The sequence below is a fragment of the Patescibacteria group bacterium genome, assembly GCA_018830295.1.
In the GTDB taxonomy this organism is placed as follows: Bacteria; Patescibacteriota; Minisyncoccia; order Portnoybacterales; family UBA2143; genus JAHJSM01.
In genome coordinates, this window is sequence record JAHJSM010000001.1 from 413,485 (window position 1) to 436,076 (window position 22,592).

22 protein-coding genes and 1 other RNA gene are annotated in these 22,592 nt (G+C 40.1%); 21 read left to right on the plus strand and 2 right to left on the minus strand.

Annotation, left to right across the window (positions count from 1 at the left end; all coding sequences use genetic code 11):
- The first annotated feature begins 2 nt into the window (after window positions 1-2).
- The 13 genes from pheS (at window position 3) to gatB (ending at window position 13,386) form a co-directional block, all read left to right on the plus strand.
- On the plus strand, window positions 3-974 hold the full coding sequence (pheS, locus tag KKF19_02295; GenBank protein MBU2579766.1) for a phenylalanine--tRNA ligase subunit alpha: 972 nt from the start codon (window positions 3-5) through the stop codon (window positions 972-974).
- The gene (pheT, locus tag KKF19_02300) at window positions 974-2,956 is read left to right on the plus strand and encodes a phenylalanine--tRNA ligase subunit beta (GenBank protein MBU2579767.1); all 1,983 of its coding nucleotides are present in this window, start codon (window positions 974-976) and stop codon (window positions 2,954-2,956) included. Before pheS ends, pheT begins: the two co-directional genes overlap by 1 nt.
- A gap of 2 nt (window positions 2,957-2,958) precedes the next feature.
- On the plus strand, window positions 2,959-6,186 hold the full coding sequence (gyrB, locus tag KKF19_02305; GenBank protein MBU2579768.1) for a DNA topoisomerase (ATP-hydrolyzing) subunit B: 3,228 nt from the start codon (window positions 2,959-2,961) through the stop codon (window positions 6,184-6,186).
- 111 nt (window positions 6,187-6,297) lie between these two features.
- Entirely contained in the window at window positions 6,298-6,498 is a 201-nt protein-coding gene (gene secE, locus KKF19_02310; protein MBU2579769.1) for a preprotein translocase subunit SecE, read from the plus strand.
- 1 nt (window position 6,499) lies between these two features.
- Entirely contained in the window at window positions 6,500-7,042 is a 543-nt protein-coding gene (gene nusG, locus KKF19_02315) for a transcription termination/antitermination protein NusG (protein MBU2579770.1), read from the plus strand.
- A 2-nt stretch (window positions 7,043-7,044) separates the two neighbouring features.
- Complete coding sequence (rplK, locus tag KKF19_02320) at window positions 7,045-7,467, plus strand: 50S ribosomal protein L11 (protein MBU2579771.1); 423 nt, start codon at window positions 7,045-7,047, stop codon at window positions 7,465-7,467.
- 84 nt (window positions 7,468-7,551) lie between these two features.
- Complete coding sequence (locus tag KKF19_02325; protein MBU2579772.1) at window positions 7,552-8,151, plus strand: hypothetical protein; 600 nt, start codon at window positions 7,552-7,554, stop codon at window positions 8,149-8,151.
- 189 nt (window positions 8,152-8,340) lie between these two features.
- Window positions 8,341-8,931 (plus strand): hypothetical protein, encoded by a 591-nt coding sequence (locus KKF19_02330; protein MBU2579773.1) that lies wholly within the window; start codon window positions 8,341-8,343, stop codon window positions 8,929-8,931.
- 1 nt (window position 8,932) lies between these two features.
- Complete coding sequence (locus KKF19_02335; protein ID MBU2579774.1) at window positions 8,933-9,202, plus strand: hypothetical protein; 270 nt, start codon at window positions 8,933-8,935, stop codon at window positions 9,200-9,202.
- 165 nt (window positions 9,203-9,367) lie between these two features.
- Window positions 9,368-9,907 carry a hypothetical protein gene (locus tag KKF19_02340; protein MBU2579775.1) on the plus strand — a complete coding sequence of 180 codons (540 nt, stop codon included), beginning with the start codon at window positions 9,368-9,370 and terminating at the stop codon, window positions 9,905-9,907.
- A gap of 17 nt (window positions 9,908-9,924) precedes the next feature.
- Window positions 9,925-11,154: a serine hydroxymethyltransferase gene (locus KKF19_02345; protein ID MBU2579776.1), complete on the plus strand. Its 1,230-nt coding sequence runs from the start codon at window positions 9,925-9,927 to the stop codon at window positions 11,152-11,154.
- Window positions 11,155-11,159: 5 nt separating this feature from the next.
- Window positions 11,160-11,924 carry a bifunctional 5,10-methylenetetrahydrofolate dehydrogenase/5,10-methenyltetrahydrofolate cyclohydrolase gene (locus KKF19_02350; GenBank protein ID MBU2579777.1) on the plus strand — a complete coding sequence of 255 codons (765 nt, stop codon included), beginning with the start codon at window positions 11,160-11,162 and terminating at the stop codon, window positions 11,922-11,924.
- A 4-nt stretch (window positions 11,925-11,928) separates the two neighbouring features.
- Window positions 11,929-13,386 carry an Asp-tRNA(Asn)/Glu-tRNA(Gln) amidotransferase subunit GatB gene (gene gatB, locus KKF19_02355; GenBank protein ID MBU2579778.1) on the plus strand — a complete coding sequence of 486 codons (1,458 nt, stop codon included), beginning with the start codon at window positions 11,929-11,931 and terminating at the stop codon, window positions 13,384-13,386.
- Here the strand turns inward: gatB and miaA are convergent.
- On the minus strand, window positions 13,363-14,256 hold the full coding sequence (miaA, locus tag KKF19_02360; protein ID MBU2579779.1) for a tRNA (adenosine(37)-N6)-dimethylallyltransferase MiaA: 894 nt from the start codon (window positions 14,254-14,256) through the stop codon (window positions 13,363-13,365). The genes gatB and miaA overlap by 24 nt on opposite strands.
- Before the next feature lie 273 nt (window positions 14,257-14,529).
- The gene (locus KKF19_02365; GenBank protein ID MBU2579780.1) at window positions 14,530-15,525 is read right to left on the minus strand and encodes a MiaB/RimO family radical SAM methylthiotransferase; all 996 of its coding nucleotides are present in this window, start codon (window positions 15,523-15,525) and stop codon (window positions 14,530-14,532) included.
- 77 nt (window positions 15,526-15,602) lie between these two features.
- On the opposite strand from KKF19_02365, the gene KKF19_02370 reads away from it, so the two are divergent.
- From KKF19_02370 to rnpB, 8 genes are all read left to right on the plus strand, one after another.
- The gene (locus KKF19_02370; GenBank protein ID MBU2579781.1) at window positions 15,603-16,349 is read left to right on the plus strand and encodes a glycosyltransferase family 2 protein; all 747 of its coding nucleotides are present in this window, start codon (window positions 15,603-15,605) and stop codon (window positions 16,347-16,349) included.
- Entirely contained in the window at window positions 16,330-17,337 is a 1,008-nt protein-coding gene (locus tag KKF19_02375) for a DUF4921 family protein (GenBank protein MBU2579782.1), read from the plus strand. The genes KKF19_02370 and KKF19_02375 overlap by 20 nt, the downstream gene beginning before the upstream one ends.
- Window positions 17,338-17,346: 9 nt before the next feature.
- Entirely contained in the window at window positions 17,347-17,964 is a 618-nt protein-coding gene (locus tag KKF19_02380; protein MBU2579783.1) for a DedA family protein, read from the plus strand.
- Window positions 17,961-18,740: a triose-phosphate isomerase gene (gene tpiA, locus KKF19_02385; GenBank protein ID MBU2579784.1), complete on the plus strand. Its 780-nt coding sequence runs from the start codon at window positions 17,961-17,963 to the stop codon at window positions 18,738-18,740. Before KKF19_02380 ends, tpiA begins: the two co-directional genes overlap by 4 nt.
- Window positions 18,737-19,894 (plus strand): phosphoglycerate kinase, encoded by a 1,158-nt coding sequence (locus tag KKF19_02390; GenBank protein MBU2579785.1) that lies wholly within the window; start codon window positions 18,737-18,739, stop codon window positions 19,892-19,894. The genes tpiA and KKF19_02390 overlap by 4 nt, the downstream gene beginning before the upstream one ends.
- 12 nt (window positions 19,895-19,906) lie before the next feature.
- On the plus strand, window positions 19,907-21,661 hold the full coding sequence (gene recJ, locus KKF19_02395; protein MBU2579786.1) for a single-stranded-DNA-specific exonuclease RecJ: 1,755 nt from the start codon (window positions 19,907-19,909) through the stop codon (window positions 21,659-21,661).
- Window positions 21,658-22,092, plus strand: coding sequence for a ribonuclease HI family protein (locus KKF19_02400; protein ID MBU2579787.1), 435 nt, complete (start codon window positions 21,658-21,660; stop codon window positions 22,090-22,092). The genes recJ and KKF19_02400 overlap by 4 nt, the downstream gene beginning before the upstream one ends.
- Window positions 22,093-22,182: 90 nt before the next feature.
- An RNA gene (gene rnpB / locus KKF19_02405) (RNase P RNA component class A) lies at window positions 22,183-22,566 on the plus strand.
- Window positions 22,567-22,592 lie beyond the last annotated feature (26 nt).

The window sequence follows — 22,592 nt, forward strand, 5'->3', positions numbered from 1 at the left end:
TTATGCTTAATCAACTTAAACAAAAAGCCCTTCAAGAGATAAGACAAGCAAAAGACATTAAGGCGCTTGAAGAGATATATCGTCAATATTTTGGCCGCAAGGGCGAATTGACGGAGATTTTGCGTTCTTTGAAGGATTTGACGGAGGAAGAGAGAAAAGAAAAAGGGCGTCTCGCTAATCAAATTAAAAAGGAATTAGAGGAAGCGGTTAAAGAAAAAAGGGAAAAATTTTCCGTCAAAGGCGGGCAAGATAAAAAATGGATTGATGTAACTGCGCCTGGGGCTAAAGTTCCCGATGGTCATCTTCATCCGATTACTCTTGTTCAAAGACAGATAGAAGAAATTTTCCAATCAATGGGTTTTACGGTCGCCGAAGGTCCAGAAGTGGAGAGCGAGCATTATAATTTTGATGCTCTTAATGTTCCCAAAGACCACCCCGCGCGAGACATTCAGGACACTTTTTGGCTGAAGGATTTTGATTTGCTTTTAAGGACGCACACCTCAAATATTCAAGCTAGATACATGGAAAAGAACAATCCGCCTTTAAGAATTATCGCGCCCGGCCGTTGTTTTCGCCACGAGGCGACTGATGCTTCTCATGATGTTCAATTTAATCAAGTAGAGGGTTTAATGATCGGCCAAGATGTTTCGGTGGCGGATTTTAAGGGAGTAATGGAGGAATTTTTAAAAAGGTTTTTTAGCCAAGATATTGAAATGCGTTTGCGACCCGGATATTTTCCTTTTGTTGAGCCGGGCTTTGAAATTGACGCGAGAAGAAAAGGGCAAAAGTGGCTAGAACTAATGGGGGCGGGGATGGTTCATCCAAATGTTTTTAAAGCGGTTGGATATATCCCAAGCAAATGGCAGGGCTTTGCTTTTGGAATGTGTCCAGATCGTTTGGCAATGCTGAAATACAAAATTGATGATATCAGATTATTCTACGCGAGCGATTTAAGATTTTTAAAACAATTCTAATGAAGGTCTCATACAATTGGCTACAATCTTTTTTTGATAAAAAACTTCCCAGTCCGGAAAAACTGGCGGATTTGCTGTCTTCGCATTCCTTTGAAACAGAGGTGATTGAACGGGTGGGTAGTGATTACGCTTTGGATGTGGATGTTTTGCCGAACCGGGCGCATGATTGCCTTGGGCATTTAGGTGTCGCGCGGGAAATTGGGGCGATCATAAATTCAAAACTCAAAATTCAAAACTCGCGCCGTCGCCAAAGCGGCTATGGCGCGTCGGCGACAAAATTAAAAATCAAAACGCAAAACAAAGATATTAAAGATTTTCTTAAAATTAAAGTCGGTGATAAAAAACTTTGTCCGCGTTATACAGCTCGGATGGTGGTTGATGTTAAGGTTGGTCCTTCGCCAGAATGGATTCAAGAACGGCTCAAAGTTTGTGGTTTAAAGCCGATTAACAACATCGTGGACACCGTTAATTATGTTATGTTGGAAACAGGACAGCCCATGCACGCTTTTGATTTTGACAAAATAGCGGGTGAGCCAAAAACTCTCATTATCCGCCGAGCCAAAAAGGGAGAGAAGATCATTTCTTTAGATAACGAAACATACGAATTAGACGAAAATATTTTAGTGATTGCGGACGAGAAGAGCCCTCTTTGTATTGCCGGCATGAAGGGCGGGAAGGACGCGGAAATTGATAAGGAGACAAAAAGAATTGTTTTGGAGGCAGCTAATTTTGATTCGCGAATTATTCGGAAGGCGTTTAATCAATTAAAATTAAGAACGGACGCTTCGTGGCGTTTTGAAAACGGGCTTGACCCAAATTTAACCTCATCGGCGATGGATATGGCGGTTGCTTTAATTGATGGACAAATTCTTAAAGGAGTTGTTGATATTTATCCGAACAAAGTTAAGCCGAAGACGATAAAATTGGACGCGAAAAAAGTCAGGAGTTTGTTAGGAGTTAATATTTCAGATAAAGAAATAATTGCTATTTTGAAAAAGTTAAGTTTCGTTAAGATAGGGACAGTCCCTCTGAAAGAGGGACTGTCCCTATCAGTCACCGTTCCGACGGCCCGTTTGGACATTTCTATCCAAGAGGATTTAATTGAGGAGGTTGGACGTCTTTATGGATTTGAAAAAATTCCAAGCCGTTTGCCTTTGGCCGCTCTCATCCCTCCCAAGCGAAATGATGATTTGATTTACCAGAATAAAATTAAAGATATTTTAGTTAATCTTGGTTTTAGCGAGGCGCTTAATTATTCATTGATTGGCGACGCGGAAATTGAATTAGCCAATCCAATTAGCCAGGAGCAGAAATATTTGCGTCCTTCTTTAGCGCTTAATTTATTAAAAAACATTGAAAGCAATAAAAGATATTTTAATGAAGTGAGGTTATTTGAAATTGGTCGGGTTTTTGAAAGGGATAACGACAAGGTAATTGAAAAGAAAAAATTGGGCGCCGCTTTGTTCCCATCTGACTTTTATCGCCTCAAAGGAATTATTGAGACATTATTGAATAAAATGCAAATTAGCGATGTTTGGTATGAGGATGAATTAGAAAGAGATGATTTAAAGAGAGCGAAAGTGATAGTGGGAAATGATTTATTAGGTTGGATTGGAGACAATATTTTCGAACTTGATTTTGAAAAAATAGTTGAATTGGCGACAGAAGAAAGAATTTATTCGCCTCCTTCAAAATATCCAGCCGTGGTCAGAGATGTCGCTTTGTTGGTTGAGCCGGGAACAAAGATAGTTGAAGTGATGAATTTAATTAATACAGCGGGCGGTTCGTTAATCAGCGATGTTGATTTGTTTGATATGTACGAAGGAGAGGAAATCCCAGATGGCAAAAAAAGTTTGGCTTTCCGCGTTATTTATCAAGCGGACGACCACACCTTAACCGACAAAGAAGTCAACGCCTTACAGGAGAAAGTTATGAAAGCGTTGGAAGATGAAGGAGGGTGGGAAGTGCGGAAACAGAAATAGTTATGGTTAAAAAAAATAATAACAATTCAAATTACCAAGCAAAAGACATTTATGTCTTAGAAGGGCTTGATCCCGTGCGGCGGCGTCCAGGGATGTATATCGGTTCAACTGGTATTGAAGGTGTTCATCACCTTATTTGGGAAGTGGTTGACAACGCTTTAGATGAAGCGATGGCTGGTTTTTGCGACGAAATAGAGGTTGTTCTTTTACCTGATAATAGGGTCAAAGTAACGGACAATGGGCGAGGGATTCCAGTTGACAAGCATCCGCAGACGAAAAAGTCGGCCTTGGAAACAGTCATGTGCACTCTTCACGCGGGCGGCAAATTCGGCGGGGAGTCATATAAAATCGCAGGCGGGTTGCACGGAGTCGGTGTTTCAGTTGTGAACGCGCTTTCCGTGATGACGCGGGCGGAAGTTTGCCGCGATGGTTTTTTATATGTTCAGGAATATGAACGGGGCAAGCCCAAAAAAGATGTTAAAAAAGAAGGCAAATGCGGCAGAAACGGAACGACGATCATTTTTGAACCAGACAAAGAAATTTTTCCAAAAATTGAATTTAAGTGGTCTAAGATATTAAAGCGATTGCGGCAGCAGGCGTATTTAACCAAGGGGATTAAAATAGTCGTCAAAGACGAAAGAAAAGAGCCGCGCAAAAGTTATTCTTTCTATTTTGAGGGCGGAATTGTTTCTTATATTGGATATTTAAATCGCGGCGAAGAAACAAAACATAGTAATATTTTTTATGTTTCCGCGGAAAAGCAGGATGTGATGGTAGAGGCGGCTTTTCAATACACAGACGATATTCAAGGATATGAAGAAAGTTTTGCTAATAATATTTATACGGGCGAGGGCGGAATGCATTTAACTGGCTTCAAAACGGCTTTAACAAGAACGCTTAACGATTACGCGCGGAAGAATGGTTTTTTAAAAGAGTCAGATGAAAATTTAAGCGGCGATGATGTGAGAGAAGGGCTGACGGCGGTGATAAGCGTTAAATTAAGAGAGCCGCAATTTGAAGGGCAGACCAAGGCGAAGTTGGGCAATACCGAGGCGCGGACGGCGACTGACGCGATTGTTTCAGACGCGTTGGAAGAATTTTTAGAAAAGCATCCCCAAGATGCAAAGGAGATTATGGCGAAATGTCTCTTGGCGGCAAAAGCGCGCCGAGCGGCTAAAGCGGCGCGAGAAACGGTCATCCGAAAGGGCGTTTTGGAAGGCATGGCTTTGCCAGGGAAATTAGCCGACTGCTCCAATCGCAACCCCGAAGATTCAGAAATCTACATAGTGGAAGGCGATTCCGCCGGAGGTTGTTTCGACGGAAAAACCAAAATTGCTTTAACTGATGGACGAAATTTAGATTTTATAGAATTAATTAAGGAGCAGAAAAGAGGAGAAAAGAATTATTGTTATACAATCAAAAAAGATGGCTTGATTGGTATTGAGCAAATTAGAAATGTCAGAAAAACAAAAAAGAACGCGGAGGTTATTAAAGTAATTCTTGATAACAACGAGGAAATTATTTGCACGCCCGACCACAAGTTTATGACAAGGGATGGTAAATACAAACAAATAAAAGATTTAACTAATAAAGATTCTTTAATGCCGCTTTACAGAAAACTTTCTAAAAAAGAGAAGCGAATTACTATTGAAGGATATGAAATGGTTTTAAGCCCAGAATTAAAAGACGGAAAGGAAAGATGGATTTTTACCCATCTTTTGGCTGATGAATATAATTTAAGAAATAAAATATATTCCAATAAAATCAATGTTCATAAGCATCATATTGATTTTAATAAATTAAATAATAATCCAGATAACATTAAGCAGATGGATAAAGATGAACACCTAAAACATCATTGTCGGATGTTGGAATTTACTATTCATCGAGAGGATGTAAAAGATAAAGTAAGAAAGATACATCAAACGACAGAATTTAGAGAAAAAATTAGAGCGACGATGACTACTCCAGAAATGAAAAAAATGCTTAGTCGGAGAGCAAAAAAACAATGGCAAAATAAGGAATATAAGCAGTATATGGTTGAAAAGTTTTTGGAGTTTTATAACAATTCACCTGATTACAGGGAAAAGAATAATAAATTATTGAATGATGTTCAAAAGAAGTATTGGGGCGATAAATCAAATCGACTCAAACAGGCGAGACGCGTCAGAAAATATTTTAAATCAAATCCAGAGAAAAAAGAAGAACTTTCTTTGCTTGCCAAAAAGCAATGGTTAGACGCGGAGATGTTAACTTGGCGAAGTCAAAAAACAAAAGAGCAATGGACGGATGAATTTAGAAAAAAGCGGCAAAAGGCGTATAGCAAGACCTATTATAGACACACGATAGAATTTCTAAAAAAGGTCTATGAGAAATATGGTTCTTTTCGTGAATATGATTACGAAAGAACATTGATTAGAAATAATAATCTTTTGAAGTTCAATACTTTTTGCGCTCGGTTTTTTAACGGCGACAAAGAAGCGGTTTATGAGGCGGTGAAAAACTATAATCATAAAATCAAAAGGATAATTAAACTTAGAAAAAAAATTGATGTTTATGATTTGGAGGTTAAAGGGACCCATAATTTTGCTTTGGCTTCCGGCGTTTTTGTCCATAACAGCGCCAAACAGGGGAGGGATAGGTCTTTTCAGGCGATTTTGCCTTTGCGAGGGAAAATTCTTAATGTGGAAAAGGCGCGGTTGAGTCGAGCGCTTACTTCAACTGAAATTAAAACGCTTGTGATCGCGCTGGGGGCGGCGATTGCCGAGGAATTTGATATTGAAAAATTGCGATACCACCGCATTATTATTATGACGGACGCCGATGTGGACGGCTCGCATATCGCCACTTTGCTTTTGACTTTGTTCTTCCGATATTTCCCGCAAATTATAGACCGCGGTTATTTGTATGTCGCTCAACCGCCCCTTTATCGCCTGCAGAAAGGAAAAAGGGTTGAATATTGCTATACAATTGAAGACAGAGATGAAATTGTTTCTTCAATGGGCAATGAGGGCGTTAATATCCAACGATACAAGGGTTTGGGAGAAATGAATCCAAGCCAATTATGGGAAACAACGATGGATCCCGCCAATCGGGTTATGAAACAAATTATGGTTGAAGACGCCAAAGAAGCGGACAAGATTTTTGATATTCTAATGGGAGATGAAGTCGCGCCCAGAAAGAAATTTATCCAAACCCACGCGAAGAAAGCGAAAAATTTGGATATTTAACAATAGAATTAAAGGTCAGACCTTTAATTTCTTTTTTGGTTGTTTCCTTGACATTTTTGAATGATTAAACTAAGATACGGACAGTAAGTCCCTTGGGGCTTTTTTAATACAATGCAAATTAGCAAGATACCAGCAAAAGTGGCGGAATTTCTCAGTGAAGTTCGCCTTGAATTAAAAAAAGTGACTTGGCCGACGCGTCAGGAAACGATTAAATACACAACGGCTGTGATTGTTTTTAGTTTGGTTTTATCCGCTTTTTTAGGCGGATTGGACTTTTTATTCAGTTGGTTATTAAATAAGTTTGTAATTTAATATGGCAAAACAAATACAACAAGGGAGAAATTGGTATGTTCTCCACACTTACGCTGGCTACGAGGAGGCGGTTGAGAGAAATCTAAAACAGCGGATTGAGTCAATGGGAATGGAAGATAGAATTTTTAATGTTTTGGTTCCTACGGAAAAGAAAATTAAAATTAAAGGTGGTAAGCGGTTTGTTTTTGAAGAAAAAATTTATCCGGGATATGTTTTAGTGGAAATGATTGTTACGGACGCTTCTTGGTATGTTGTTCGCAACACGCCGCGGGTGACGGGTTTTATCGGCGCGGGGACGATTCCGACCCCTATCTCGGAGGATGAAATTAAGTCGCTTCAGAAGAGAATGGGCGTGGAAGAACCGAAGTATAAGATTAATGTCGCGGTTGGCGACGCAGTTAAAATTACCGATGGGCCGTTCAAGGAATTTGACGGAAAAATTTCAGAGATTGACGAGAAAAGAGGAAAGGTCAAAGTTCTTGTTTCAATGTTTGGTCGCGAGACGCCCGTAGAATTGGACTTTTTACAGATTAAAAAATTATAATTATGGCAAAAGCAATAAAAACAATTATTAAACTTCAAATTCCGGCCGGGCAAGCTAATCCGGCGCCTCCGGTTGGACCGGCTTTAGGTCAGCATGGTTTGAATATTCAAGATTTTTGTCTTAAATTCAACGAAGCGACCAAAGAAATGGCGGGCGATATTATTCCTGTTGAAATAACTGTCTATGAAGACAGGACTTATGATTTCAAGTTAAAAACTCCGCCTGCGTCTGATTTGCTCAAAAAGGCGGCTGGAGTCCAAAAGGGTTCGGGAGATCCTCTTAAAACTAAAGTTGGAAAAGTGACTAAAGAGCAAATCCGCGAAATCGCCGAAAAGAAAATGGTTGACCTTAACGCGTATTCCATCGAACAAGCCGAAAAAATTATAGAAGGCACAGCGAGAAGTATGGGAATAGAGGTGAAGTAATGTCTTTGGGGACAGTCCCCGCAACGGGGACTGTCCCCAAATCATTTGTTTTTTAACAATTTAGGAAATAAGGAGGGAAATATAATGGATAAAAGACCGAGTTGGGATGAAATATTTATGTTTCAAGCGATAAGTTGCGCTGTTCGCCACAGTTGCCTTAAAAGACCTATTGGAGCCGTCTTAATTAAAGACAGGCGAATTATTGGAACGGGATATAATGGAGCGGCGCCTGGGATTACTAGTTGTAGGGAGTTGGGTTATTGTTATTATGACAAATTAGCTTTTGAAGAAGTAAAAACTAATGGCGGCGATATAAAAAAAACCAGAGAAATTTTTAAAATTTACTGCCAAGCGGTTCACGCAGAAGTTAATTCGCTTAGTCGTTGCGCGAGAAATGAAGCGCAGGGATCAACACTCTTTATTACTAGTTATCCTTGTCCGAAATGCGTTCGAGATGTAGTTGTTGTTCACGGGATAAAAGAATTGCGAGTTTGGAAGGATTATCTTCAAAATCCACATTTAACTATTGATGAAAGAAGAGCAAGCGAACATAAACTTCTTGAGACAGGCGTTTCCGTTAAGTTCATTAAATTAACAGAGGAAAGAATTATGGAGATATCTGTCTATATGGCAAAGCAAGTAGGCGAGAGAACTGATTATAAATTCAAAGAAAAGGAGGTGTAGGATATGAATAGAGTTGCTTTTTTAGAAGCGACATCGCTGAATGACGCATGGTTTCAGGCGCTTAATAAAATTATGACAGAAGGAAGGAAGTATCTCATAACCAAAGGAAGTTACGAAGGTATCTATCGTTCCGGTCTTCCTATAGTTATTGACATTAAACATCCAGGTGTTAGACCATTGGCGCCGATTATGCCTGAAGGGTCAAATATACCTCCTCCGACAACACAAGATGATATAGAAGAATATTTGACATACCTCATGACTCCGGTTAAACAGCCAAATGAGCATTATACTTACGGAGAGGATTTACATTGGCAAATTGAGTGGGTGATACGGCATTTCAAGGAATGCGGCTATGGAAATAATCATTGCTATATGACTGTTGGACGACCAGAAACACTGTATTTTTACGATTTAGGCGTTAATTATAACGAAAGTGTTTCTGTAAAAGAACGCGTCACAGGCGGGATTATTGAAGATTATCGAAGAAGCAATGAGTGGAATGGAAAAAGCAATCCCAGTTCTCAGTGTTTACGGGGAATTGATACATGGATTGATGATAATAAACTTCATTTTTGGGTTTATTTTCGTTCATGGGACCACTGGGGCGGCTTTCCAGTTAATTTAGGAGGCATCCAATTACTTAAGGAATATATGTCTTCCGAAATTGGCGTGGGTGACGGATGTATGGTTGTTTCTTCAAAAGACCTTCATGTTTATGAACATACATGGGTGGTGGCTTTAATGAGAATTGGAGGACTCGTCGGAAAGGAGGGATAAAATGGAACAATGTTTACATTGCGCAGGTTACCTCTTTTTTAAACCATTGCCGGATGAAACTTTTGCTTGTTGTCAGAAACATGATGAAAATATAAAAGACATTAATCTGAAAACAGGAGCTAGTCCGGCTATTGAAAAGCATGGATTAAAAGGGGTTCTTTGCAAAAAGTTCAAGCCAGGAAAAAGTATTTGTTGTACTTCCGAGGTGACTCCTTTTTTACTTCATCCAGCTAGAGTGGAAGGCGAAAAGGAATTATCAGCGTTAATGTGATTAGTAAAAAAAACAAAGTCCTATCGGGATTAAATCCTAATGGGGCTTTATTTTTTGGTAATTTTACTGTAATATCAAGAGTAGTGAAATTTATTTTACGCCTGGAGCACATTAGATTAGCATAAAATAAAGCATGCTATTTTAATCGCGACAGTCGCAGTTTTTATGATTTTAGGTATAGACAAATTACATAAATTAGTCAAAGACAAAAAGTTGGTGGAGGGTCTTTGCCAGCGCGAGTTGGAAAATCCAGAGGGCGCCGGTTTTGATTTGCGATTAGATGAAGTTTATGAAATTAGCGGAAAATCATTTTTAGGGATTGAAGAGAGAAAGACGCCTGATACAAAACTTTTAGCTAAATTTAATGAAGATAAAAAAACAAGTTTTGTTTTCAAACCTGGTAATTATTATTTAGTAAAAACAATTGAGAAAGTTAATACTCCAGATGACATATTAATACTTTTTCGTCCGCGAACAACTATTTTTCGTTCGGGGATGATGTTATTAACAGGCAATGCTTCCCCTGGTTATTGTGGTGAATTAAATTTTGGTTTTGTTAATCTCGGTCCAGTTGATGTGGAAATTGAACTTGGGGCAAGAGTGGTACACGCTATGTTTTACAAAGTTGATGGCAAGACGCACTTATACCGTGGGCAATGGCAAGGAGGCAGGGTGACTACTGATAAAAAAGAAAAACAAGTTTAAGTATTGTCGTTTTATAAATGTTTATCAAAACAGATCCTAAAATTAGCAAGTTGATTGAATTGGAGTTTGCCCGTCATCAGGATGGGCTTAATTTGATTGCGGCGGATAATTATGCCAGTCCGGCGGTAAGGAGGGCAGTGGGGAGTATTTTGAGCGCGCGATACGCGGAGGGTTATCCGAAAAAAAGATATTATTCGGGGCAGAGGTTCATTGACCAAATTGAGGAAGCGGCTATTTCGCGCGCCAAAAAATTGTTCGGCGCGAATTTTGCTAATGTTCAGCCGCACTCCGGTTCGCAAGCGAATCAAGCGGTCTATTTCGCTTTGCTTAAGCCAGGAGACATAATTTTGTCTATGCGGATTGACCAAGGTGGGCATTTGTCGCATGGTTCGGAAGTTAATTTTTCTGGCCAATTATATAAGTGTGTTTTTTATGGCGTTGATAAAAAAAGCGGAAGAGTCGTATTTGAAGAAGTTGCGAAAATAGCGAGGAAAGAAAAGCCGAAACTAATCATCGCCGGCGCTTCCAGTTATCCGCGGCAAATTGATTTTTCTAAATTCGGTGCGATCGCCAAAGAAGTTGGCGCTTATTTAATGGCTGATATCGCTCACATTGCTGGTTTAGTCGCGGCTGGGCTTCATCCGAGCCCTTTTCCGCATTGCGATCTTGCGACGATGACGACGCATAAAACCTTGCGGGGCGCGCGCGGGGGGATAATTCTTTCAAATAAAAAAGAAATCGCTGAAAAAATAGACAAAGCGGTTTTTCCCGGCCTGCAAGGCGGGCCCTTGCAAAACGAAATTGCAGGGAAAGCGGTCGCGCTTAAAGAGGCGGGGCAAAAAACTTTTATTAGTTATCAAAAACAGGTCTTAAAAAACAGCCAAACTATGGCCGAGACACTTTTGAGTGAAGGACTGGACTTGGTTACCGGCGGCACGGATAATCATTTGGTTTTGGTTGATTTGACGCGGCTTGGCGTTTCAGGGAAGAAAGTGCAAGAAGCGCTTGAAGAAGTAAACATCTATGTCAATCGCAATGCAATCCCTTATGATATTCGTTCAAAATGGGAAACATCAGGGATTAGAATTGGAACTCCCGCGGTGACGACTAAGGGATTGAAAGAAAAAGAAATTAAACAAGTCGGCGTTTGGATTGCTCAAATTATTAAAGATATTAATAGCAATAAAATTAGAAGAGAAATTAAAAAAGAAGTGATTAAAATGGCGAGACGGTTTCCAATTATGTAAAAGCAATGAAGATTATTGACGGAAAAAAAATAGCCGATAGTATTTTGGCTCGGCTTAAAAAAGAGATTGAGCGAAGAAGAATTAACCCCTGCTTGGCGGTTATTTTAGTTGGAGATAATCCATCTTCTGTTTTATATATCAAAGCGAAAGAAAAAGCGGCGGAGAAAATTGGGGTTAGAATTAAGAAGTTTTTTTTGCCAGCGAATTCATCTGAAAACGAAATTTTAGAAGTAATTAAAAAATTAAATAATAATTTGGAGATTAATGGTATTTTAGTTCAAATGCCTTTGCCAAAAGGAATTAGCCCTGATAGAATTATTAAAGAGATTAGTCCTGAAAAAGATGTTGATGGGCTTCTGCCTAAAAGCGGATTTGATTCGCCTTTTATTCTCTCCATCTGGGAAGCGCTTCAAGCGACTAAAGAAAATTTGGAAAATAAAAAGATAATCGCTTTGGTTAATTCAGAAATTTTTGGCGAACGAATGAGCATGTTTTTTAAACAAAGAGAGATAGAAATAATGATTGGGGGGCTGCCCCCAAAATTAGAGGCGGATATTTTAATTACCGCGCTTGGCAAACCAGGAGTTATTAAGGGAAATATGGTTAAGCAGGGAGTTATCTTAATAGACGGAGGAATTAGTCGAGTGGACGGGAGGACGGCGGGTGATATTGACGAGGAAAGCGTCAAGCAAAAAGCAAAATGGCTTTCGCCAGTTCCTGGCGGTTTGGGCCCGCTCACAGTCGCTTTTTTATTAAAAAATTTAATTTAAACTCATGAAATATCAGTCGGTGATCGGGTTAGAAATTCATAGCGCGTTAAAGACGGAGAGCAAAATGTTCTGCGGCTGTTTTAACGATTTGGACGAAACAAAACCTAATACTAATGTTTGTCCTATTTGTATGGGACATCCCGGAACTTTGCCCGTTATCAACCAAAAGGCGGTTGATTGCGTCATTAAGACGGCGCTGGCTTTGAATTGTCGGGTTCCGAAATCAGCCAAGTTTGACCGCAAAAATTATTTTTATCCAGACATTCCCAAGGGGTATCAGATTTCCCAATATGATATGCCATTGTCGTCTGGCGGTTTTTTGGAGATAGACGGGAAAAAAGTAAAGATTACGCGCATCCATTTAGAGGAAGATACTGGTCGTCTTGTTCATTCCGCCAACGATAACTCTTCTTTGGTTGATTTCAATCGGGCGGGCATACCTCTGATGGAATTAGTGACTGAACCAGATATTGTTTCAGGGGAAGAAGCGCGCCGTTTTTGCGAAGAACTGCAACTAATTTTGCGTTATCTTTTAGTTTCCGAAGCAAATATGGAAAAGGGGCAAATGCGATGCGAAGTTAATATTTCTTTGAAAAACGACGGCGAAGAAAACGGGACGAAAGTGGAAATTAAAAATTTAAATTCTTTTCGCGCTGTTGAAAGAGCGGTTGATTATGAAATTAAGAGGCAAGCCGGATTACTTGACGCGGGAGAAAAGATTATTCAGGAAACAAGAGGGTGGAACGAGAACAAGCAAAAAACTTTTTCGCAAAGGACAAAAGAAACGGCGAAGGACTATCGCTATTTCCCCGAGCCGGATTTGCCGCCCTTAACCCAATTAGCGGAGATAAAAAAACGAGTTCAAGAAGAAATTCCAGAATTGCCCCAAGCGAAAAGAGAAAGATTTGAGAGGGAGTATAATTTGATCAAAGACGATGTTTATATTTTAACCGAGGATAAATTTTTCGCGGATTATTTTGAACAGGTTGTTTCTGAACTTAAAACATGGCTGAAAATTAAAGAGATTAGCGAAAAACAGCCGTTGGTAAAATTAACGGCGAATTATCTTTTAACCGAATTAAGAAAACTTTTGGCTGATAATGGAGTTAAAATAGGCGGATGTAAAATTAGCCCGGAGAATTTCGCCGAATTTGTCACTTTAATTCATCAAAAGGAAATTTCCAGTTCGGCCGCGCAGACCGTTTTGAAAGAGATGTTTAAAACAGGGGAGGATCCCTCTAATATTGTGGAAACGAAAGAGTTAAAACAAGTAAGCGACGAGGGAGATTTGTTAAAAATAGTTAAGCGAGTTATGTCGGAGAATTCTAAATCAGTTGAGGATTATCGCTCGGGTAAAGAAAATGCTCTCCAATTTTTGGTCGGCAAAGTCATGGCGGCAAGCAAAGGCCAAGCCAATCCGCAAGTGGCCAGGGAAATATTAAAGAAGGAAATTTCCAATTAGTTTTTTTGCCTGGGAGTAATTTTCAATCCATTGGATTCTTTTGTCTCTTTTGAACCAGGTCATTTGTCTTTTGGCGTATTGGCGAGTATGTGTTTTAACTAAATCTTTCGCTTCTTCAAGAGTGATTTTGTTTTGAAGATGAGCAATTATTTCTTGGTATCCGATGCTGTCCATTGAAATTATTTTTGAGCCGTATCTTTTGATTAATCCCTTCACTTCCTCTATTAAACCGGTCTGAATCATTTGATCTGCCCTCTGGGCTATTTTTTTTTCAAGTTTTTCTTTGTCTGGCTTAATTCCTATTTGCAAGACATCAAAAAGCGGTTTCCCTTTTTTTCTTTGTTGAGAAAAAGGTTTTCCTGTCGCGAGACAGACCTCTACAGCGCGAACAAGGCGTCTTTTGTTTTTGGAATCAATCGCGGCGGCGCAAACCGGGTCTAATTTTTTAAGTTTTTCAAACAATTCCGCGTTCTCCATTTTTTCAAGTTTATTTCTCATTTTCGCGTCTGACTCTCCTTTTGGGATTTGGAGATTATCAACAATAGATTGGATGTATAATCCTGTTCCGCCGACCAAAAATGGGACATTACCTCTTTTTTGTATATCTTTAATCGCTTTTATAGCCATTTTTTTGTATTGAGCCAGGGTGAATTTTTCGTCGGGATTAACAACATCAATTAAATGATGAGGAATTCCCTCGGGAACTATTTTGTCGGTCCCAATATCCATTTCGCGATAAACCTGCCTTGAATCGGCAGAAACAATTTCACCGGAAAATATCTTTGCCAATTTAATAGCCAAACTCGTCTTGCCCGAAGCAGTCGGACCAAGAATAACGATTAATTTATTTTGAGAGTATTTACTTGACATAATTTCAATAATGTGTATACTTTAAATAGTTCATTTTCCTCCCCCTTGAACGGCGCCAAGGTTGGACCTTGGCGCCAAAACCTTATGGAGAGGTTGCCCTTCAAACAAGAACCCGTGGTTCCGCTACGGTGCGTACCCCCTTCTTGCGGGCAATCTCTCCCACCCAAGCAACGAAAGCGTCTAAAAAATGGCGCTTTTTTTATTTGAATTTGGGGGCTGCCCCCGTTGCGGGGGCAGCCCCCAAATTTAGCCGCGGCGGGGGCAGCCCCCTTTTTACTTATTTTGCCTCAAACTCAAAATAATATTCTTTCTTCTTTTCTTTTCCATAAAATGAACATCGTCTTTTAATTTCGCGGCGGCTGTGTTTGGGCGGGGGGAGTAGGCGGCGGCGTAAATTTGGTAAAAATTGTTTTTCCGAACGATTTTAACTGTGTTTTGGAATTGTTTTTCTGTTTCGCTAGGGAAGCCGACAATAATGTCGGTTGATAGTTTCGCTTGGGGAATCGCGCGGCGGATTTTTTTAATTAGTTTTTGGCAATCTTCAGCGGTGTATTTTCGGTTCATTGCTTTGAGAATTTTATTGTCGCCCGATTGAATCGCCAAATGGATTTCTTTTGAAATTTTTTTGTTTTGAGCGATTATTCTAATCAACTTGTCCGACATATCTTTGGGGTGAGAAGTTAAAAACTTAATTTGAAAATCGCCCGGAAGAGCGCAGATTAATTTTAAAAGTTTTTGGAAATTTATTTTTTTGGTTTTATCTTTGTATGAATTAACATTTTGTCCCAACAAAGTTATTTCTTTGTATCTACTGCTGATTAAGTTTTTAATTTCTTTAATAATTTCTCGCGCGGGGCGGGAACTCTCTCTTCCGCGCGTGTAGGGGACGACGCAATAAGAGCAAAAATTGTTACATCCGCTCATAATTGGCAAAAACGCTTCGGATGATGATTTGCATTTTGGTTTTGTTTGGAAATCTGCGACGGGCCAAATTTCGTTCACTCGGTCTTTTAATTTTTTCTTGTCTTTTTCTAAAATACATCCGGTAAGAATAATTTTCGGCTTTGGTTTTCGTTCATTTAATATTTTAATTTTGCCGTAAACGCGGTTAATAGCGGATTGTCTGACGGAGCAGGCGTTGATCACAATTAAGTTAGCCAGTTTAATTTCTTTAACTGGTTTATGTCCCTTCTTTTCTAATTGAGCCGCCAGCCGTTCTGAATCGGACACATTCATTTGGCAACCGTAGGTTAAAATGTAATAATTCATAAAATTCTCTTTGTATCCTATCTAAAAATATAGTATAATACAAGCAGTTAAAATTTAATCATTAAAATTTAAAATTTATGCAAAAAATATATTTGTCAATTGTTATTCCGGCCTATAACGAAGAAAAAAGCATCGGCAACACTTTGTTGGCGATTGACCATTATTTAAGCAAACAGGATTATGTTTATGAAATTGTTGTGGTGAGCGACGGTTCTAAAGATAAAACGGCCCCAATTGTGGAAAAGTTTAGCGGGTTGATTAAGAATTTGCGGCTGATTGATAATAAGGAAAATCACGGCAAGGGATGGGTTGTGAGGCAAGGGATGCTGGAGGCGAAGGGCGAGATTCGTCTTTTTACGGACGCGGACAACGCAACGACGATTGACCATTTTGAAAAAATGGCGCCTCTTTTCAAGGAGGGCTATCAGGTAGTAATTGGCTCGCGCGATAATAAGGACGCGAAAGGCGCCAAGCAAGCTGTTCCGCAGTCGTTTTTGAAAAGGCAATTGGGCAATTTGGGGAATGTTTTGATTCAGTTAGTGGCTGTTCCTGGCGTTTGGGACACTCAATGCGGATTTAAGGCGTTCACGGCGGAAGCGGCGGATAATGTTTTTAAGCGTTGTTTGATTGACAAATGGGGGTTTGATATTGAGGCGCTGGCTCTAACTCGCAAATTTGGTTATCGCATGGGGATTATTCCGGTTTATTGGATTAATAATCCTAATAGCCGCGTTAGTTTAAAGGGATACTTGAACACATTCAGAGAATTGTTTAAAATTAGGTGGAATTTAATTAGGGGAAGATATGATCAAAAAGAAAATTAAAAGCAAATTTCCTTCGGAACTGCGGATGGATTTGGTCTCCAATGACTGGGTCGTGATCGCGACCGGTCGGAGTCGTCGTCCAAGCAGTTTTGCTAAACAGGAAAGAAACAAAAAAGTTGTCTCGAAAAAGGACTGTCCTTTTTGCCAACCAGAAAACATTAAAGATGTTATCGCTAAGCGCGAACATAATGGCGATTCATGGTTTGTGATTTCAATTCCCAATAAGTTTCCCGCTTTTTCAGAAGGTGACGATCTGGGTCAGCGGAAAGAAGGGCCTAATCGGATTATCAATGGTTTTGGGTATCATGAAGTGATTATTACTGCTCCTCACGAGAGACCGCTCGCGCTTTTTTCGTTGGAAGAAACAATGATGGTCGTTGACCTTTATCAAGCGCGATATTTGGATTTAATGAACAAAAAATTTATTAAATATATTTCTATTTTCCACAACCACGGGCGTGAGGCGGGCGCTTCGGTTTCTCATCCTCACTCTCAACTCTTGGCCATTCCTGTGATAGATCCAGATTTAAGAGGGAGTTTGGACGGCGCGGAGGCATTTTACACGAGTCAAGGAAAATGCGTTTATTGTACGATGCTTGATTGGGATATTAGAGATGGCCGTCGCGTTGTTTATGAAAACGAGAAATTTGTTGTTCTTTGTCCTTTCGCTTCGCAGGTCGCTTTTGAGACAAGAATTTATCCAAAAGAGCACCAATCGTATTTTGAAAGAATTACCGAGAGTGAGAAGAAACTTTTTGCCGACGCTTTGCGAACGGCTTTGAGCAAAATTCACAAAGGCCTCAATGACCCCGCCTATAATTTTTATATCCACACTGCCCCCTCTGACAAAGCGAATTATGACCATTACCATTGGCATTTGAATATCTTTCCAAAAACATCAACCTGGGCGGGGTTTGAATTGGGCGCTGGTATAGAAATTAGCACGATTGAACCAGAAAAAGCGGCAGAGTTTTTGAGGAAACAGTAATTTTAAGATATGATTTTAGAATCTCTTGCTAATTTTGTTGTTAACGCCGTCGCGTCCTTGGGCTATTGGGGCATTGCTTTTTTTATGGCTGTTGAGAGTTCTTTTATTCCTTTTCCATCAGAAATCATTGTTCCGCCGGCCGCTTATTTAGCGCAACAAGGCGAGATGAATATTTTTTTAGTGATTTTGGCTGGAGTTATTGGCAGTTTATTGGGCGCGCTCATCAACTATTTTTTAGCGCTAACCTTAGGAAGAAAAGTTATTTACGGGTTGGCGAGAAGCAGGTTTGCCAAATTCTTTTTAATTAACGGAGAGAAATTAGAAAAGGCGGAAAAATATTTTCTAAAATACGGCAACAGTTCAACTCTTATTTGTCGGTTCGTTCCCGGAGTAAGGCAATTGGTTTCTATTCCGGCCGGTTTTTCAAAAATGAATTTTAAGAGTTTTGTTTTTTACACCTCGCTCGGCTCCGCAATTTGGGTTATGATTTTAGCCGCCCTGGGCTGGTTTTTCGGAGCGAATCAAGAATTGCTTACGAGATATTACAAAGAAATTTCCTTATTCTTTATCTTAGTATTTTTCGTTTTTATCGTATTTATTATCTTTCGCAAAAACAACAATAAATGAGCAAGGAACCATTAATCATCGCGAATTGGAAATGCAACCCGGCTTCAAAAAAAGAAGCAGAGCATCTTTTTGGCGTTTTAAAAAAAGAATTGAGAAGAATAAAAAAGACAGAGGTGGTTATCTGCCCGCCATTTATTTTTTCTTCATTGTTTCCTGCTCGCTGTTCGTTGAAATTGGGGGGTCAGAATTGCTTCTGGGAAAACAGAGGAGCTTTTACGGGAGAGGTTTCTCCTTTGATGCTTAAAAATTTAGGATGCGAGTTTGTGATTATCGGCCATTCAGAAAGAAAGAAATATTTTCAGGAAAGCGATCTAATTATCAATAAAAAACTAAAAGCGGTTTTGAAAAATCGCCTTCAGCCCATTTTGTGCGTTGGCGAAGAGGCGAGAGACGCTTTTACCGCAGAAGGCAAACCGCTCAACGAAATGAGTTTGGTCGTGGGCGAACAAGTTGAAAAGGGCCTAAGCGGAATTTCTTCTTCCCGTTTGGGTGAAATCGTTATTGCCTACGAGCCGGTTTGGGCGATTGGGACGGGAATGCCTTGTTTGCCAAATGACGCAATGAAAGCAGCTTTGCTTATTAGAAAAACGCTCACAAATCTCTATAGCAGAAACATCGCCGAAAAAGTCAGGATAATTTACGGAGGGAGCGTCAACAGTCAAAACGCGTCCGACTATACCAAAGGAGCTGCGATGAACGGTCTGCTTATTGGCGGCGCCTCTCTTAACGCCAGCGAGTTTGTAAAGATTGTCAAAGATGTGGAGGAAATTTTATGAAAACAGTTCGCGATTTTAATTTTAAGAACAAAAAAGTTCTTTTGAGGGCTGATTTTAACGAGCCGTTAAAAGACGGAGAGTTGACCAGTGATTTTAGAATTAAAGCTGTTTTGCCAACGATTAAATATTTGGTTAAAGAAGGCGCGAAAGTAATTTTATTAACCCATTTGGGGCGTCCCAAGGGCAATATGGTAAAACAATTAAGAGTTGACCCGGTTGGAAAAAGAATTTCGCGATTATTAAACAAGCCCGTTAAAAAACTTAATGATTGCATTGGCGAGAAGGTTGAAAAAGAGATTAAAGAAATGGCGGCGGGGGATTTAATTCTTTTAGAGAATGTTCAATTTCATGATGGGGAAATAGAAAACAGCCCCGATTTTGTCGGCTCTTTAGCTAATTTGGCGGATATTTTTGTCATGGACGCCTTTGGGCAATCTCATCGCGATTACGCGTCCATTAGCGGTTTGTCAAAAAAAATGCCCAGTTGCGCGGGCTTGCTTTTGGAAAAAGAAGTAAAAGTTCTTTCAGATGTTTTAAATAACGCGGACCATCCATTAGTGGTGATTATCGGCGGTGTAAAAATTTCAACTAAAATTAAGGTGATTGAGAAATTTTTAGAAAAAGCGGACGATATTCTTCTTGGTGGAGCTTTAGCGAATACAGTCATTAGCGCCAAAGGATTTGCTATTGGCCGTTCAATCTCGGAAGAAAGCATGGTAAAAGAGGTTAAAAAACTGCAACTGACTAATACAAAACTTCATATTCCTGTAGATGTTGTTGTTTCGACCGATCCGTTGGGTGGCGCCGATAAGCGGATTGCTCCTGTTGGAAATATTGGAGAGAATGAAATGATTTTAGATATCGGAATAGATACAAGTTATATTTTTAATAAGATTATCTCTCAAGCCAAAACAATTATTTGGAACGGTCCAATGGGGCTTTTCGAGGTGAATAAATTTGCGGCGGGCAGTCAGGAAACAGCCCGCGCTATTATTCGGAGCAAGGGCTTCGCGCTTGCTGGTGGCGGCGACACGATAACTCTCTTGGAACAATTAGGTTTAATGAGTAAGATGGACCATATTTCCACCGGCGGAGGAGCGATGCTTGAATTTTTAACAGGAGCAAAGTTGCCAGGGATTGAAGCGCTAAAATAATTTTTAAATCTTATGGAATGGAAACTTAAACCAACGCCGCCGAGCGGTTTTTTTAAAAAATTTCCTGAATATTCTTCTCTAACCGCGCGGCTTCTTTATGCGCGCGGGTTGAAAACGCAAAGAGAAATAGATGAATTTTTTAATTCTGATTATGAAGAGGACATTCATAATCCTTTTTTGCTAAAAGGGATGAAAAAAGCAGTTAAGCGCGTTTTACAGGCGGTTGAAAAAGAAGAGAAGATCTTAATTTACGGCGATTTTGACGCTGATGGCGTTTGTTCAACGGCCATTTTGTGTCTAACGCTCAAACATTTAGGAGTTAAAAAACTGAAAATTTATATTCCTGATAGAGAAAAAGAAAATCACGGCTTGAATAAAAAAGCGATTAAAGAATTCTCGAAAGAGGGAGTGAATTTAATTATTACGGTTGATTGCGGCAGCACCGATTTAAAGGAAGTCAGTTTGGCGAATTCTTTGGGAATGGATGTCATTATTACCGACCATCACGAATTAAGAGATGAATTGCCAAAGACGGTCGCGATTATTAATTCTCTGCAAAAAGGAGATAAATATCCATTTAAGAAATTGTGCGGCGCGGGCATCGCGTATAAACTGGCTTGCGCGCTTTTATCCTCAAATGAGACTTTTAAAAAATGGCTTCTTGATTTAACGGCGATCGCGACTGTTTCTGATGTAATGCCGATTGTCGGAGAAAATAGAACTTTGGTTAAATATGGTTTGGGCGTTTTGGCGCAAACAAAATGGCTCGGTCTTCAAGAATTAATGAAGGTCTCGCAGATAGACCCGCTCATCACAAAGCCCTCTTTAAACGGAGAAGCGCCTCTGACAAATCTTGATACAAGAACAATTGGTTTTGTTATAGGCCCGCGACTAAACGCCGCCAGCAGGATGGACCACGCCAATAGCGCCCTTCGCCTTTTAATTACGAAAAATAAAAGGGAAGCGATGGAATTGGCGGCGCAAATTAATCAAAATAATTCCGCGAGGCAAAATTTAACCACAAAAATTGTTCAAGAAGTAGAAAAGTGTATTTTGGAAAAAGAAAAAAAGGGTAAAAGCTCTAAATTAATTTTTGAAGGCAGCGCAGAATGGCCGGTCGGGTTGGTTGGTTTAATTGCTGGAAAAATCGCTTCAAAATATTGCCGTCCGGCGTTTATTTATCATCAGGCGGGCGAATTAATTCACGCTTCAGGCCGAAGCGCTTCGCAAGTTGACTTAGTAGGCGTTATCAAGCAAGGAAGTGATTTTCTTGACGATTATGGTGGACATAAAGACGCGGCTGGATTTAGAATGAAAAAGAAAAATCTTAAAAAAGCGAAAGATTTTTTTAAAAAAATAGTTGAGAAAGAATTGAAAGGCAAAGAGTTGATTGCTTCGCTTGAAATTGACGCGGAATTATCTCTTCGCGAAATGAATTGGCAGACCTATGACGAAATTCAAAAATTTACTCCTTTTGGCAGAGGTAATTTAGAACCAAGATTTAGCGCGAAAGGAATGGAAATTAGCGAAATTAGAACAGTTGGCAACGGTGACAAGCACTTGAAACTGTCTTTAATGATGTTTGACAGCGAGCAGAAAAAAGCTAAAAATTTCAAAGCGATCGCTTTCGGATTAGGCGAGCGAGGCGAGCATCTTAAAAAAGGCGACTCGGTTGATATCGTTTTTGAATTTATTATCAACGAATGGAACGGATGCCGGGAGTTGGAATTAAAAGTGGTGGATATTAAAAATACAAAAAACTTATGAAAATTAAAATTTATACCGATGGCGGGTCGCGGGGAAATCCGGGACCGTCGGCGATTGGCGTTGTTATTATCCAAGAAGGAGAAGCGTCAAAAAAATATGGAGAATATATCGGGGAGGGGACGAACAATCAAGCCGAATACAAAGCGGTTATTTTCGCTTTGAAAAAAGTTAAACAATTATTTGGCAAGCAAAAAGCGAAAGGAGCGGAAATAACCGTTCTTTCGGACAGTGAATTATTAGTTAAACATATAAATCACCAATACAAAATCAAAGAGGGCGAACTTCAGTCGCTTTTCTTAGAGGTTTGGAACCTAATGCTCGATTTCAACCAAGTCAATTTCCAACACACTCTCCGCGGAGGGAACAAAGAAGCCGACGAAATGGTCAACCGCGCCTTAGATGAGAAATCAAACAAACAAACGCTTCTGTAACTAAGATGGGGGCTGCCCCCGCGGCGGGGGCAGCCCCCAGTCGCAATTGGGGTTGACAGAGGGTGGGGGTGTGGTATTATGGGGAGGACCCGAGCAAATTAGATAGTCGCCTCGCAATTTTGTGGGGAGGAAAGTCCGGGCGTCGCAAATGGCAGCGGGTAATACCCGCCGGTCGCGAGATTAGGGAAAGCGCCACAGAGACAATATTTCTTTGGTTTTGGGGCAATCTCCAAAACTGGGGTAAAGGTGAAAAGTGAGGGATTAAGACCCCTCTCTCCGCAGGGAGACCTGTCGGAGTGGCAAGCCCTGCCTGACGCAAGAGCAAACCATTCCGCAATATTGCGGGATGATGAAAAGTAGCTCGCTTGAGGTTAGCGGCAACGCTAACCCTAGATAGATGACTATCCAAGACCCTCCGTCGCCCTTTGGGCTATGGCGGGTGAGACAGAACCCGGCTTATTATTTGCTCGGGTTTTTGTTTGTCTTGATTTTTAGAAGAT